This window comes from Streptomyces sp. 1-11 (assembly GCF_007176755.1).
GTDB lineage: Bacteria > Actinomycetota > Actinomycetes > Streptomycetales > Streptomycetaceae > Streptomyces.
Genome location: NZ_BJTV01000002.1, coordinates 205451 through 219211, shown reverse-complemented (window position 1 = coordinate 219211; position 13761 = coordinate 205451). Strand labels below are relative to the sequence as shown.

Genomic DNA, 13761 nt, shown 5'->3' with positions numbered 1-13761 from the left:
GGACGCCGGGATCCGGCTCACGCCGGTTCAGCGCGGGTTCCCGGCCCGCACGGCGATGAGCGACTTCGTCGCGCCGAGCATGCGTTCGCTCAGGAGCACGGACCCCGGGAACAGGTAGCGCATCTCGGTCCGGGTCAGCAGCTCGATGTTGATCACGGCGTCCATCGCCGACTCCGGGCTGTCCGGGCGGCTGTGGACGAGCGGCCAGTGCCGCACCAGACGCGCCCGGGCGCCCAGGGGCAGGAACTGGAAGCCGGGCGCGACGAAGTGCGGCTCCACGGGGAAGTAGCGGTACGGCGTCTGGATCCAGTGCAGCGGCGCCAGCCGCTCGACGGCCGCGACGAACTTCCGGCGCTGGCTGTGGCCGCCCACGTGCTCGATGGTCGAGTTGGAGAACACCAGGTCGTAGCCGCCGGCTCCGGCGAGTTCCGCGGCGACCGCCGGATCGGTGACGTCGGCGACCTCCGCGGTGATCCAGTCGGGCAGTTCGGCGGGATGCTCCTCCAGGTTGATCAGGTGGACGTGCTTGGCGCGCACCGGCGCGCGCAGCCACATCTCGGCCGTACCGCCCAGGTCCACGACGCGCATGCCCTCGATGCCGGGGAAGCAGCGCCGCAGCCGCTCCCAGCGGGCGATGCGGAGCTTCTCGCCCAGCGAGCCGGGCGCGTCGACGAATCTGTTCCTCAGGGCGCGGGAGTGGGGCATGGGATCAACCACCTGTGATCGGATCGGAAGGGGAGCGGGCGTCGGCCCGGCCGTCACCACTGGGTGTAGAAGCTGGCCGGGTTCATCAGGTACCGGACGGTGGGGTGTGGCACGTGGCGCACCCGGTGCCTGCGGCCGTACCGGTGGATCAGCTCCCAGTCCTCGCGGGGCATCACCTCCGGGCTCCGGTGCAGGCGGCTGAAGAGCAGCCGGCGAGTGCGGCGGGCGACGAAGGCGTTGGTGTCCAGGAAGGACTCGCGAGCCGCGCGGCGGCGGTCCCAGGGCACCGACAGGATGTCCTTCTCGGTGCCGTCGGGCAGCACCCGGCGCAGCGCCGTGTAGACGCCGTCGGGTCCGCCGGGCGACTCCAGGACCGCCAACGCCCTTTCGAGATGGTCGGGTTCCCAGAGGTTGTCGTCGTCCAGGAACGCCACGTACCGCGAGCGGGTGAGGCGGATGCCGACGTTGCGCACGACACCCGCCACGCCGGTGTTGCGCGCCAGCGACACGGCCGACAGCCGCTCGTCGTCGGGGAGTTCGGGCAGTCCGGCGCCGTCGTCGACCACGACGACGACCTGGTCGCGCACCGTCTGCCCAAGGGCCGAGCGCACCGCGGCGCGCAGCGCCTCGGGCCGCCGGTGGGTGGCGATCACGGTGGCGACCAGCGCCGTCGGCGGCGACGGCAGGGCCGCGGCCAGCCGCCGGGTCTCGGCGTCCTCGAACCGGCGCAGCCGCACCGCGGAGGGGGCCAGCACGACCTTGTTCCTGGCCTCGAAGAGCACCAGCCAGCCGAACGCCGCCTTGAGCACCTCCCAGGGCGCCCGTGCGACACGATGCCTCATGTGATCGCCTCCCGGCAGGGCGCCCCGCTCACGGCGACGGCTCGGGTCGGACCGGGCGGCCGTCGGACATCCGGTTGTCGCGCCACACGTTCCCGGCGCCGCCCGCGTTCCAGTGGGCGACCGCGCCGTAGCCGCCGGAGGCGGGGTGGTACTGCGTGGAGAAGATGTTGCCGGTGACCTTGATGCCGGTGGCGCCCTTGTCGCCCCCGTAGAGGGCGTAGGCGCCGCCGGCCAGCCAGTTGTGGTCGACGACGACGTTGCGGACCACCCCGGTGTCCGCGAACAGGCCGATGCTCCCGGAGGCCCCCTGCTTGAGGCCCGTCGGGTTCAGCAGGGTGTTGTGCCGGATGATCAGCTGCCCGGTGTTGCCGCCCCCGCTGATCACCGCGTTGGTGTGCTGCCACTCGCCGTCCCGGTTGATGAACGGGGCGATGTCGTGCACGTAGTTGTCGTGCAGGTTGCCCTGCCCCATGGCCAGGGCGTCGCCGAACACCGAGACGTCGCACCATCCGACCTCGATGGAGCTGCCGCCCATGTTCGACACGGCGTAGTCCACACCGCCGTTGTCGGGCCCCTTGCCCGGCACGGCGGTGATCGTGGAGTGCAGCACCCGCAGGCCGCGGTAGCCCGGACGCAGGTTGATGCCCCACCAGTTGTCCGAGGTGACCTTGGTGTCGATGACGGTGACGTCGTTCGCGTAGATGTCGAGCGAGCCGGTGATGTCCCAGCCCCGGATGACGAGCCCGTCGGTGCGGACGGTCAGCGCCCCCGTGCTGTGCGGTGTGAGGGGGATGCGCGGGCCGGTGGTACGGGTGTCGGGGAAGCCGCAGGCTCCGGGCGAGGCGCAGGCGGCCCTGGCCGAGGGCTTCTTGGTCGTACCCCGCGCACCGGCCGTCGCGGCGGGTTTCCCGGCCGGGGACGGCGGGGCGGAGGCGCCCGTCCTGGAGTCGTCGCCGGCCGTGGTCGACCGTCCCGCGCCCGGTGACGCCGGGGACGCGCCCGTGGGGCAGGTCAGCGCGTCGTCCGGGCACGGGGGCGAGGCGGCCCGGTCCGATCCCGAACAGGCCACGGCCATGACCGCGAGTAACGCCGCCAGCAGCGGTCCGGTGAGCAGGCCTTGGCTGATACGCCGTGACATCGGGTTCATTCCACGTCCTGTCGGTCGGGCCGAAGCGGTGCGGCCGGCCTGCGCCGGCCGCGGTGGGGTCGTTCACCGCGGCCGGCGCCGCGCAGGAAGCCGCGGCTGGGCAGTACACACAGCGTGTAGGCGGCCAGGGCGATCGTGCCGATGGCGAGGAGCGCGAGCCGGCCGTCGCCGAGCGGGTGCCGCAGACCGAGCACCACCGCGGTCATCACGGCCCCGCCGAGGAAGGGCCAGGCGCAGGCCCTGGCGATCCGGCCGACGCCGATGCCGCCGCGGCCGAGGGCGATCAGGAACACGGGCACCACCAGGCCCGCGGCGACCACGACATGGCCCTGCGAGACTCCGACGATGCCGTTCAGGCGGGCGGCGACGACGAGCACCGGGATGAGGGCCACCAGCCACAGCCCCTGCACCAGGAACAGCGACCGGCGCTGGCCGATCGCGACCAGGCAGTCGTAGGCGAGTTCGCCGCCGATGCGTATCAGGCCGAGGGCCATCAGCCAGGGCAGTGCCGCGGCCGCCGGGGTCCACTGGCCGCCGTACACCAGGTGGACGACCGGCTCCGCGAGGGCGGCCAGCAGGACGCAGAGCGGTACGGTCGCGGTGATCAGCACGCCCAGGGCACGGCTGAAGCCCTGGGCGAGCGCCCCCGGCGACTCGGCCAGGCGGGAGAAGCCGGCGAAGGAGACCCGGCGGGCGGCCTCGGAGATGATCCGCACCGGCCAGCCGGAGATGTTGAAGGCCAGCACGTAGAAGCCCAGGGACACGTTGCCCAGCGTCGCGCCCACCACCATGGTGTCGACGTTGACCACCGCGAGGGCCAGCATGCTCGCCCCCGCCAGCGGAAGCCCGAATCTCAGCAGCGCCCGCGCCTGGCCGGTGTCCCAGCCGTACTTCAGGGTGCCCGGCGCCGCCAGCCCGCAGCCGACCAGCGTCACCAGGTTCCCCGCCACCGCTCCCCAGGCGAAGCTCATCGCCCCCCAGCCCTCGAAGGCCAGCAGCAGCGTCACCGCGGTGCCGGTCACGAAGTTGAGGGCGTCGATGACCATCCGCTTGCCCTGGGCGAACTCACGGGTGAGGAAGCCACCGGGCACCTGGGCCACCCCGTCGATCACCACGCACAGGCACATCACCCGCAGTACGCCCACGGCGTCCGGCGAACCGATCAGACCGGCCACCGTCGGCGCCGCCGCGAACAGGGCCACGTACAGCAGGCCGCTGGAGAGGGTGCTGAGGGTCAGCACGGTCGGCGCGAAGCGCCGCGCGTCCCCCTCCCAGCGCACGATGGCCAGACCCACGCCCAGCTCGTTCGCGGACAGCAGGACCAGCAGCACGGTCTGGGCGATGCCGTACACGCCCCATTCCGCGGGGCCCAGGGCGAACCGCGCCAGCAGGATGCCGGTCGCGAAGTTGCCCAGCCGCATCACGACGGTGTTGATCAGGCTCCACCGGGCCGCCGAACGGACCTTCAGGCGGAGGTCGTCGGAAGGGGGCGCGGTGGGGTCGGGCGGGGCGGATCCGGGAAGAGCGGGGAGTGCGGGAGCGGGAGGAGCGGGGCCGTCGCTCGTCTCACCGGTCTCCGGCGCGCGGGCGGTGTCCATGAGTCGACTCCTCGTCGAGCGGCTCTGCGGCGGACGCCCCGGCCACTACGGGCCGCGGCGCGGTGGTTCCTGCGGCGGCGGACCCGTCCTCGGCGGTCCGCGACCAGTGCGGCAGCCGCCGCATGGTGAGCGTCTCCTCCACGACCGGGGTCACGGCCGCGGGGACGGGGGCGGCCTCGCGCTCCGGCCCGGGCTTCGGCGACCTCTTGCGCGCCTCCACGTAGAACGCGGCGCCCATGCTCAGCACCAGGCCCAGGGCCCCGGCCATGACCAGGTACTCAAGCCTGGTCTTGGTCTGCGCCACCGGGTTCTGCGGGGGCACGATCGTGGTCATGCGGATCATGGCCTTCGGCGCGACCGACTGCTGCTTCTGGAACTGGTCAAGCCGCTCCTTGGCGAACGCCGTCAGGACGCGGTCCGACTCCAGGACGGCGGCCTTGTCGGTGCCGGTGACGGTGAGCCACATGAGCGGCCCCTGCGCGTTGTCGGCGATCTTGGCCGCGAACGTGCCCGTGGCGCCACGGGACTTCAGTTCCCGCACCGAGCCGTCGGAGTTCAGGTTGCGGGCCAGGCTGTCGGCCATGCCGGTGAGCGAGGTCTGGGTGCTGAGGAACGGATTGCCGTCGTAGGCCACGGTGGCCTTCTGGGAGTTCAGCAGGGCCACCGTGCTCTGCGACTGGTAGGTGACCGGAACCACCATCGCCACGGCGACCGCCAGGCCGGCGGTCAGCAGCAGTCCGGGCAGCAGCACGTACCAGCGCCTGCGCATGACCCGGAAGATCTCAGCGAGATCCATGGTGGTCCCCCCTCACGCCCCGACCCCCGATGAGCATATGTCGCGAGCGGATCATACGGTGCACGTCCGGTCGGTTGGCCTCGGCCGGCCGCCCGCGGGTCCTCCCTCCAGCAGCACGCCGGCGATGCGGTCGCTCGCACGGCCGTCCCACAGTTCGGGCCGGCGCGGCGCGGGCGGATCGTCCAGCACCCGGTTCACGGTGGACACGATGCGCGCCGGGTCCCGGCCCGCCAGCACGTTGGTGCCCTGCTCCACGGTGACGGGCCGCTCGGTGTTGTCCCGCAGGGTCACGCAGGGCACGCCCAGCGCGGTGGTCTCCTCCTGCACGCCGCCGGAGTCGGTCAGCACGAGGCGGGCCGAGTCCTGCAGCGCGATGAAGTCCAGGTAACCGGCGGGCGGCACCAGCCGGACGCCCCCGGGGACCCCGAGGGCGGCCAGCCGTTCGGCGGCCCTGGGGTGCACCGGCAGCAGCAGCGGGCAGCGGCCGGCGACCTCGCCGAGTGCCTTCAGCAGCCCGGCGAGGACGCCGGGGTCGTCCACGTTGGCGGGACGGTGCAGGGTGACCAGACCGTACTCCCCCCTGGACAGGCCGTACCGGTCGAGGACGTCCGAGGCGCGGGCCCGCTCCAGGTTGGCGAGCAGCGTGTCGATCATGACGTTGCCGACCAGGTGGATCTGGTCGTCGCGGTACCCCTCGGCACGCAGGTTCGCGGCGGCGTCGGGGGAGGGGGCCAGCAGGTAGTCGCTGACGCGGTCGGTGGCGACCCGGTTGACCTCCTCCGGCATGCTCCAGTCACGGCTGCGCAGTCCGGCCTCCACATGGGCCAGCAGCGGGCCGGCCTTGGCGGTGACCAGGGCGCAGGCCAGGGTGGAGTTGATGTCCCCGACCACCACGACGACGTCCGGGGACAGCTCGCCGAGCAGAGGCTCGAACGCGGTCATCACGCGTCCGGTCTGCTCGGCGTGGGTGCCGGAGCCGACCCCGAGGAAGTGGTCGGGCGGCCGGATGCCGAGGTCGGAGAAGAACACGTCGTTCATCGCCGGGTCGTAGTGCTGGCCGGTGTGGACGAGGACCACCTCGGCACCCCGGCGCTCCAGGGCGTCCATCACCGGTTTGATCTTCATGTAGTTGGGTCGCGCGCCGGCGACGCAGACGATGCGGGGCATGGTTCAGAGCACCTCGATCGTGGGCCCGGCCGACAGCCGGCGACGGCAGTCGAGTACGAAACGGGCGTGTTCGGCGACGAGTTCGTAGTCGAAGCTGTCGTGGTCGGTGAGCAGCACCACCACGTCGGCGGCGGACAGTTCCTCCGGCACCGGCTCGACCCGCACCAGCCGGGTGTCCACCGGCAGGTCCTCGACCACGTGCGGGTCGGCCGCCTTGACCTGGGCCCCCATGTCGAGCAGCAACTGGGAGATGCGCAGGGCGGGCGACTCGCGGGCGTCGCCGGTGTTCTTCTTGTAGGCGAGGCCCAGCAGCAGGATGTTCGAGCCGTTCACGGAACGGCGTCTTTCGTTGAACAGTTCGCTGATGCGCCGTGCCACGTACTCGGGCATGTGGTTGTTGATGTCGTTGGCCAGCTCCACGAAGCGGAAGCTCTGGCCGAGTTCGCGCTGCACCCGCCAGGACAGGTACGAGGGGTCGATCGGCAGGCAGTGGCCGCCGACGCCCGGCCCGGGGGTGAACTTCATGAAGCCGAACGGCTTGGTGGAGGCGGCGTCGATGGCCTGCCAGACGTCGATGTCCAGATGGTGCGCGAACATCGCGATCTCGTTGACCAGCGCGATGTTGACGTGCCGGAACGTGTTCTCCAGCAGCTTGGCGAGTTCGGCCTCCTTGGGGGAGCGCACCGGCACGGTGGTGTCGACGAGCTGCCCGTAGAAGTCGCGCACGGCCTGCAGCGAGGCCGCGTCGACGCCGGACACGACCTTCGGGGTCTCCTTGAAGCCCCAGACGGCGTTTCCGGGGTCGATCCGCTCCGGGCTGTAGCCGAGGTGGAAGTCGGGGCCCGCGGTCAGGCCCGAGCCGTCCTCCAGGATCGGGGCGAACAGCTCCTGGGTGGTGCCGGGGTAGGTGGTCGACTCCAGCACGACGGTGGCGCCGGGGCGCAGATAGCGGGCGAGGGTGACCGCGGACTCCCTGATGTACCGCAGGTCGGGGGTGCCCTCGTGCAGCGGGGTGGGCACGGTCACCACGGCGACGTCGAAGCCGCCGCAGTCCCGGGCCGCGTCGCTCGGGCGGTAGGTGCCGCTGTCCAGTGCGGCGCGGATCCGCTCCGAGGAGACGTCCTCGACGAAGGACTCGCCGGCGGCGAGGCTCTTGATCCGCCGGGAGTCCACGTCATAGCCGATCACCTCGTGACCGACCTCGGCGGCCCGGATGGCCAGCGGCAGGCCGACGTATCCCTGTCCGACCACGACGACGCGCATCAGTTGCTCCTGTTCGCGGAGGCGGGGGACGGGGTGAGCCGCACGAACTCGCGCGCCGTCATGAGGACGAAGGCAGCATTGGTGGTGAGGTAGCGCCGGCCCAGCCGGCGCGGCTCCTGCAGCGCGCGGTAGAGCCACTCGACGCCCCACCGCTGCCAGGAGACCGGGGCCCGTCTGGTGACCCCGGCCAGGATGTCGAAGGAGCCGCCGACCCCGTGCACGAGACGGGCGCCGGTGCGCTCGCCGTACGCGGCGGTGAAGATCTCCTTCTTGGGCGAGGTCATGCCGAGGAACAGCATCTGGGCCCCGCTGCGGGCGATCGCGTCCGCGACGGCCTGCTGCTCGGAGTCGTCGAAGTAGCCGTTCCGGCTGCCGGCCACCTTCAGGCCGGGGAAGCGGCCGGCCACCTGGTCCAGCATCCGCTCCAGCACCTCCTGGCGGGCGCCGAGGAAGTACACGCTCATGCCCGCGGACTCCGCCTCGGCCAGCAGCCGCAGGAACAGGTCGATGCCGGCCACCCGCTCCGGCAGCGGGGCGCGCAGGATCCGGCCGGCCCAGACCACGGCCTGTCCGTCGGCCAGGACGAGATCGCAGCCGGCCACGGCCTCGGCGAGCCGCTTGTCGCGCCGCATGTTCACCAGCTTCGCGGCGTTGACCACCCCGATCTCCAGCTGCCGGCCCTCGCGCACCGCGGCCAGGCAGCGCCCCACCGTCTCGTCCATGGTCAGGGGGTCCAGTTCGACCCCGAAGAGGGACTGACGCCCGCTCATACTCTGCCTCCCTGCCAGGCGTGGAGCATCCAGCCGAATTCGTACGGCCGGCATTCGCGGTCCACGTGGACGGGCCGGTACACCCGGTCCAGTGGCTTCAGCCGGAGGTGGGGAGCCACCCGGGTACCGAGGCCCCGGGCGGCGCGCACGGCCTTCTTCGGGTCGCCCCGGAAGACCTTGCGCCAGGTGACGCCCAGTTCGTCCAGGATCAGCGGCTCGTCCCTGTCCGGGTGTGCGGCCAGTTCCGGTACGGCCGTCATCCAGGCCAGGCCCTTGCGGACCGACGCGGCGAAGTCGGCGCCGCCGGCGTCGGCGAGGTCGAACAGGGCGGTCGGGGCCATCGCGTGCTGGTGGACGCTGTAGACCGGGTAGCCCTCCACGACGCCGCCGGTGCGGGCGTCGTAGTGCCACCACCACTGCCCGCCGTCACCCTGCAGTGCGCAGATGCGCGCGGCGCAGGCCTCGGCCGCGGCCAGGGCCCGCGGATCGCCGTCCGCGTCGCCGGTGGCGTGCGCCCGGGCCAGGGCCTGGAGCGGGTAGGTCTGGTCGGCGAAGCAGCTCACATGGGCCCGGTACCAGGGCACCAGGCCGGGGCCCGTGGCGTGCGGGAACAGCGGGCTGTCGCCGATCCGGGCCCGCAGCAGGCGGTCGCGGGCCGCGGTGAGGCGCTCCTCCACGTCGGCCGTGCCGCGCGCCGCCGCTAGGGCGGACAGCACCCACGCGGCCTCGACGGTGTACTGCGGCCGCCCCTCCTCGTCCAGCGCGTGCATCCGGTCGAGGGCGTCGGACAGTTTGGGGTGCCCGGTGTCGGCGGCGGCCCAGGCGATGAGGGCCGCGTCGCCGAGGTTGGTCACCGCGGGCAGCGACTCGATCAGCAGGCCCGTGAACTCCTGGGCGCCGCGCCCGCCGAGCACCGCGCGCTGTCGGTCCTCGGGCAGGAACCGCGCCCCGAGCGCGGTGATGGCCGCGTACCGGGTGCTGGTCCCGCGCCGCTCCAGCGTCCAGGAGCCGTCGGGTGACCGGTGCCCGGCCATGGTGAAGGCGAAGGCCTCCTTGCCGGGGAGCAGCATCGACGGAAGCCCCGACTCGGCGACCGAGAGCAGCCGTTGGGCGAGCGTGAGCAGCCGCGGCTCCTCACGGCCGAGCGCCGCCAGACGTGTGATGGTCATCGTTCGGACACACCAACCCCCCTGTGGGTCCTGTTTTCGCGCAGACTTGAGATCGCCGCGGCGCGAACGGCCGGGCGGTGAAAAAGGCGACGTGGATGTCAGGCGCCGGAGCGGCTGCCGCTCCTCGCTTCAGGCACAGATGTCCCCACTGTGAAAACCCCCCCGGGCACTGCCGAATCGTGTGCTCACTGTGCTGAGCCTGCACAGTTCGCACACATGTTATGCCTGCACATGTTCGACGAACGGTGTTTTGGGTAAATCGGGACCGGTACTTCTGAAGTCGAACTCCTCAGACGCGCGGGACGAGTTCGCCGTCCTTCTCGTCGTACCGCTCGCCGGTCTCGGGGCACTCCCAGCAACCCGGCTCGCCCTCCCGCTCCATCAGGCGGACGCCGGCCCGGCCGACCCAGCCGATCCGGCGCGCCGGCACGCCCGCCACGAGCGCGAAGTCCGGCACGTCGCGGGTCACCACGGCACCCGCCGCGACCAGCGCCCAGCGCCCGACGCGCACCGGCGCCACGCACACCGAACGGGCCCCCAGCGACGCCCCCTCGTCCACCACCACGGCCACGGCATCCCAGTCGCCGCCGCGCTTCAGCCGGCCCTCCGGATCCACCGAACGCGGGTTGTGGTCGTTGGTGAGCACCGCCGCCGGGCCGACGAACACGCCGTCGCCGAGCACCGCGGGCTCGTAGACCAGGGCGTGGTTCTGGAGCTTCACGCGGTCGCCGATCCACACCCCCGGGCCCACGTAGGCCCCCCGGCCCACGATGCACCCGCTTCCCAGCCGGGCGTCCTCCCGGATCTGGGCCAGATCCCAGACCGTCGTGCCGTCACCGACGACGGCCGTCCCGTCGACCTGGGCGGTGGGCTGGATCCTCGTGTTCAACGGGTCGGTCTCCTTGTGTCGTCGGTGCGGCCCACCCGGCCGTTCACCGGGTCGCCGGTCGTCATGACGAGATCTGGACCTTGCTGTGGTCGCCCAGGACGAACCGGTGGGCGGCGGGCTTGCCGGGCGAGGGCGTCACCTCGACGTTGCGGCCGATGAGCGAGGCCTCGACCCGCCGGACGCCGCTCACCGAGGAGTCGCGCAGGACGATCGAGTACTCGATCTCGCTGTCCTCGATGCGGCAGTCGCCGGCGATCGAGGTGAAGGGGCCGATGTACGAGTCGGTGATCACTGTGTTCGCGCCGATGGCCACCGGACCCACGATCCGGCTGCCGGTCACCTTCGCGCCGGACTCGATGCGCACCCGCCCGATGATCTCGCTGTCGTCGTCGACGGTGCCGTCGACCCGGCGGTCCAGGGTCTCCAGCACCGAGCGGTTCACCTCGAGCATGTCGGTGACGTTCCCGGTGTCCTTCCAGTACCCCGAGATCGTCGTGGAGCGCACGTCGCGGCCGGCGTCGATCAGCCACTGGATGGCGTGCGTGATCTCCAGCTCGCCGCGCCAGGAGGGCTCGATGGAGCGCACGGCCTCGTGGATCGCGGGCGTGAACAGGTACACGCCCACCAGGGCCAGTTCGCTCTTGGGGTGCTTGGGCTTCTCCTCCAGGCCGGTCACCCGCCCCTGCGCGTCGAGTTCGGCCACACCGAAGGCGGTCGGGTCCGGCACCCGGGTCAGCAGGATCTGGGCCTGCGGCCGCTCGGCGCGGAAGGCGTCCACCAGATCCCTGATGCCGCCCACGATGAAGTTGTCGCCCAGGTACATCACGAAGTCGTCGTCGCCCAGGAACTCACGGGCGATCAGCACCGCGTGGGCCAGGCCCAGCGGGGCCTCCTGGGGGATGTAGGTGACGGCGAGTCCGAACGCGGCACCGTCGCCGACCGCCTCCCGGATCTCCTCGGCCGTGTCCCCGACGATGATGCCGACGTCGGTGATGCCGGCCTCGGCGATCGCCTCCAGGCCGTAGAAAAGCACCGGCTTGTTCGCGACGGGTACGAGCTGCTTCGCCGATGTATGGGTTATGGGGCGCAACCGGGTACCTGAGCCACCAGACAACAAAAGTGCCTTCATGCATATCAGCCTACTTACAGCGGACTTGCTGACGGGGGGATTCCGGGTACACGGGGTGCCGGCCTCACGGCCCGTCATGCCGCCGTGGTCGCCCGGGCGCGGAGCGACGGCACGAGAGGCGGGGCGCGCGCCGCCGGTCAGCCGGTGCTGTGCCGCCGGCGGTGACGCGGGGGCCCTTCCCGGTCCCACCCTCGATGCGCCGCCGGTCCAGTCACCGCCGGCCGCCACATCGGCCGCCGGTCGCCGCACCGGCCGCCCGCCAATCCGGCCGCCGCCTGCCGCACAGTCTGCCCGCCGCTCCGGCCGCCGGCCGGGAAGTTGCCGCGCCGGGTGCCCAGGGCTCAGGCGCTCGGCCCTCCCGGGCGCCGAGCCGGATGCGTGCGGTGGCACCGGTCCGCAGGGGGCCGGCCGCCCGTCCGCCTCCACCGGGCCCGGGCCGCGGTCCTGCCGTCACCGGGTGTGACGCCGAAGGGCGGCGTGCGCGCCGGGGCTGACGCATGGGGGTGCGCGCGAGGGCGGGCTCACGAGCGTACGCCTGGGGGTGGGAGCGGACCTGGCGCCGCGGCGGCGGGAGCGGACCTGGATGCCGACGTGGCCGGAGCGGGGGCGCGTGCCGTGGACCGGCCCAGCGTCGACGGGGCCGAGCGGGGCGTTCGCGGGGACGTGGGCGGGTCGCCCGGCCCTCCCGGGGCGCCGTCCGTCCACGGGCCGTTCTGCCGGGCCGTAGGGACCGGTGGTCCCTCGCGCGGCGGCCGGGGTCCGGCCCAGCATGGATCGTGATCCGGTCCAACTGGCGAAAGACGGTCTGTCCGATGTACCCGAACGATGGATTCCGCGAGCTCGGCCGTCACGAGTGCGAGCGCCTGCTGGGCACGGCCCCCGTCGGCCGTATCGTCCACACCCGCCAGGCGCTGCCCGCCGTCGTGCCGGTGAACTTCAGCCTCGACGACGACGGCGCGGTGCTGCTGCGCACCTCGGCGGCCTCGGAGATGGCCCACGCCGTCGACGGCTCCGTCGTGGCCTTCGAGGCGGACGCGGTCGACGCGGACGCGCGGTCCGGGTGGAGCGTCGTCGTCACCGGCCGGGCCCGGGTCGTCACGGACCCTGCCGAGGCGGAGCGCCTGGACCGGATCGGCCCGTGCTCCTGGGTGCCCTCGCCCGACGAGATCTTCGTGCGCATCGAGCCCGAGCTGGTCACCGGCCGGGAGCTCGTCGGCGGCCGCACGATGTACGGCGTCCACCTTCCCGCCTGACGCGCCGCCCACGGCCCTCCGCCCGCCCCTCCGCGCCGTCCGGCCGTCCCTTCCGCGCTGACCGCCCCTTCGCGCCGCCCGGCCGTCCCTTCCGCGCCGCCCGTCCTTCCGCGCCGCCCGGTCGTCCGCCCCGGGTACCCGGTGGGTGCGGGTCGCCCGGGCACGGACGGGGGCCGGAACCGCACGGTGTCCCGCACACCAGGGCCGTTCGGCCCTGGCTGTCCGGCCCGGGTGGGGCAAGGATCCGGTAGGGAGGCCGCCGGTATCCGCCGGCGGGCGGAGAGCGCGAACGAGGAGCGGTCAATGGCGGACGGCGAGCAGGGCAGCCCGATCCCGGTCTTCCTGCTGGACGATCACGAGGTGGTCCGGCGCGGTGTGCGCGACCTGCTGGACGACGAACCGGACATCCAGGTGATCGGCGAGGCCGGCACGGCGGAGCAGGCACTGGTGCGGATCCCCGCGCTGCGCCCCCGGGTCGCGGTGCTGGACGTCCGGCTGCCCGACGGCGACGGCGTGAGCGTCTGCCGGGAGCTGCGCTCGCGCATGCCCGAGCTGGCCTGTCTGATGCTGACCTCGTTCGACGACGAGGAGGCGCTGCTCGACTCGATCATGGCGGGCGCCTCCGGTTACGTCCTCAAGCAGATCCGGGGCTCCGATCTGGTGTCCGCCGTACGCACCGTGGCGGCCGGCCAGTCGCTGCTCGACCCGAGTGCCACCGCCAGACTGATGGCCCGGCTGCGCGGAGGCCCGCAGCAGCGGGAGGAACTCGACGAGCTGCCCGGCCTCACCGACCGCGAGCGGGAGATCCTGGCCCTCATCGGCGAAGGTCTGACGAACCGTCAGATAGGTCAGCGGCTGTACCTCGCCGAGAAGACGGTGAAGAACCACATCTCCCGCCTGCTCGCCAAACTCGGCGTCGAGCGGCGCATCCAGGCCGCCGTCATCGCCACCCAGATCCAGGACAAACGGGGCCGGGAAGGACGCTGACGGCACAACGTCCCGTCAGGACAGGGACGTTCGGCCCTCGGAGGGA

At 72.6% G+C, this 13761-nt stretch carries 13 protein-coding genes; 2 read left to right on the top strand and 11 right to left on the bottom strand.

Annotated elements, in window-relative coordinates; genetic code table 11:
- Positions 1-27: 27 nt before the first annotated feature.
- From TNCT1_RS05295 to TNCT1_RS05245, 11 genes are all read right to left on the bottom strand, one after another.
- Positions 28-705, bottom strand: coding sequence for a class I SAM-dependent methyltransferase (locus tag TNCT1_RS05295; protein WP_143628783.1), 678 nt, complete (start codon positions 703-705; stop codon positions 28-30).
- A 53-nt stretch (positions 706-758) separates the two neighbouring features.
- Positions 759-1547 (bottom strand): glycosyltransferase family A protein, encoded by a 789-nt coding sequence (locus TNCT1_RS05290; RefSeq protein ID WP_143628781.1) that lies wholly within the window; start codon positions 1545-1547, stop codon positions 759-761.
- 28 nt (positions 1548-1575) lie between these two features.
- Positions 1576-2685 carry a hypothetical protein gene (locus tag TNCT1_RS05285; protein ID WP_235902352.1) on the bottom strand — a complete coding sequence of 370 codons (1110 nt, stop codon included), beginning with the start codon at positions 2683-2685 and terminating at the stop codon, positions 1576-1578.
- Between the two features lie 5 nt (positions 2686-2690).
- The gene (locus TNCT1_RS05280) at positions 2691-4292 is read right to left on the bottom strand and encodes a lipopolysaccharide biosynthesis protein (RefSeq protein ID WP_143628777.1); all 1602 of its coding nucleotides are present in this window, start codon (positions 4290-4292) and stop codon (positions 2691-2693) included.
- A complete protein-coding gene (locus tag TNCT1_RS05275; RefSeq protein ID WP_143628775.1) occupies positions 4261-5088 on the bottom strand; it encodes a Wzz/FepE/Etk N-terminal domain-containing protein in 828 nt (275 codons plus the stop codon). Before TNCT1_RS05275 ends, TNCT1_RS05280 begins: the two co-directional genes overlap by 32 nt.
- Positions 5089-5139: 51 nt before the next feature.
- Positions 5140-6255: a non-hydrolyzing UDP-N-acetylglucosamine 2-epimerase gene (wecB, locus tag TNCT1_RS05270; RefSeq protein WP_143628773.1), complete on the bottom strand. Its 1116-nt coding sequence runs from the start codon at positions 6253-6255 to the stop codon at positions 5140-5142.
- A 3-nt stretch (positions 6256-6258) separates the two neighbouring features.
- On the bottom strand, positions 6259-7518 hold the full coding sequence (locus tag TNCT1_RS05265; RefSeq protein WP_143628770.1) for a nucleotide sugar dehydrogenase: 1260 nt from the start codon (positions 7516-7518) through the stop codon (positions 6259-6261).
- A complete protein-coding gene (locus TNCT1_RS05260; protein ID WP_143628768.1) occupies positions 7518-8288 on the bottom strand; it encodes a WecB/TagA/CpsF family glycosyltransferase in 771 nt (256 codons plus the stop codon). Before TNCT1_RS05260 ends, TNCT1_RS05265 begins: the two co-directional genes overlap by 1 nt.
- On the bottom strand, positions 8285-9457 hold the full coding sequence (locus TNCT1_RS05255) for a hypothetical protein (RefSeq protein ID WP_143628766.1): 1173 nt from the start codon (positions 9455-9457) through the stop codon (positions 8285-8287). The genes TNCT1_RS05260 and TNCT1_RS05255 overlap by 4 nt, the downstream gene beginning before the upstream one ends.
- Before the next feature lie 289 nt (positions 9458-9746).
- Positions 9747-10346: an acyltransferase gene (locus TNCT1_RS05250; RefSeq protein WP_143628764.1), complete on the bottom strand. Its 600-nt coding sequence runs from the start codon at positions 10344-10346 to the stop codon at positions 9747-9749.
- A gap of 61 nt (positions 10347-10407) precedes the next feature.
- Positions 10408-11475 (bottom strand): glucose-1-phosphate thymidylyltransferase, encoded by a 1068-nt coding sequence (locus tag TNCT1_RS05245; RefSeq protein WP_143628762.1) that lies wholly within the window; start codon positions 11473-11475, stop codon positions 10408-10410.
- Between the two features lie 812 nt (positions 11476-12287).
- Here TNCT1_RS05245 and TNCT1_RS05240 point away from each other — a divergent pair.
- A complete protein-coding gene (locus TNCT1_RS05240; protein WP_143628760.1) occupies positions 12288-12728 on the top strand; it encodes a pyridoxamine 5'-phosphate oxidase family protein in 441 nt (146 codons plus the stop codon).
- A 303-nt stretch (positions 12729-13031) separates the two neighbouring features.
- Positions 13032-13715 carry a response regulator transcription factor gene (locus tag TNCT1_RS05235; protein ID WP_143628758.1) on the top strand — a complete coding sequence of 228 codons (684 nt, stop codon included), beginning with the start codon at positions 13032-13034 and terminating at the stop codon, positions 13713-13715.
- Positions 13716-13761 lie beyond the last annotated feature (46 nt).

Coding starts and splice junctions, on each gene's coding strand:
- TNCT1_RS05235 (WP_143628758.1), top strand. CDS start 13,032: ATGGCGGACGGCGAGCAGGGCAGCCCGATCCCGGTCTTCCTGCTGGAC.
- TNCT1_RS05280 (WP_143628777.1), bottom strand. CDS start 4,292: ATGGACACCGCCCGCGCGCCGGAGACCGGTGAGACGAGCGACGGCCCC.
- TNCT1_RS05265 (WP_143628770.1), bottom strand. CDS start 7,518: ATGCGCGTCGTCGTGGTCGGACAGGGATACGTCGGCCTGCCGCTGGCC.
- TNCT1_RS05295 (WP_143628783.1), bottom strand. CDS start 705: ATGCCCCACTCCCGCGCCCTGAGGAACAGATTCGTCGACGCGCCCGGC.
- TNCT1_RS05245 (WP_143628762.1), bottom strand. CDS start 11,475: ATGAAGGCACTTTTGTTGTCTGGTGGCTCAGGTACCCGGTTGCGCCCC.
- wecB (WP_143628773.1), bottom strand. CDS start 6,255: ATGCCCCGCATCGTCTGCGTCGCCGGCGCGCGACCCAACTACATGAAG.
- TNCT1_RS05275 (WP_143628775.1), bottom strand. CDS start 5,088: ATGGATCTCGCTGAGATCTTCCGGGTCATGCGCAGGCGCTGGTACGTG.
- TNCT1_RS05285 (WP_235902352.1), bottom strand. CDS start 2,685: ATGTCACGGCGTATCAGCCAAGGCCTGCTCACCGGACCGCTGCTGGCG.
- TNCT1_RS05260 (WP_143628768.1), bottom strand. CDS start 8,288: ATGAGCGGGCGTCAGTCCCTCTTCGGGGTCGAACTGGACCCCCTGACC.
- TNCT1_RS05240 (WP_143628760.1), top strand. CDS start 12,288: ATGTACCCGAACGATGGATTCCGCGAGCTCGGCCGTCACGAGTGCGAG.
- TNCT1_RS05255 (WP_143628766.1), bottom strand. CDS start 9,457: ATGACCATCACACGTCTGGCGGCGCTCGGCCGTGAGGAGCCGCGGCTG.
- TNCT1_RS05290 (WP_143628781.1), bottom strand. CDS start 1,547: ATGAGGCATCGTGTCGCACGGGCGCCCTGGGAGGTGCTCAAGGCGGCG.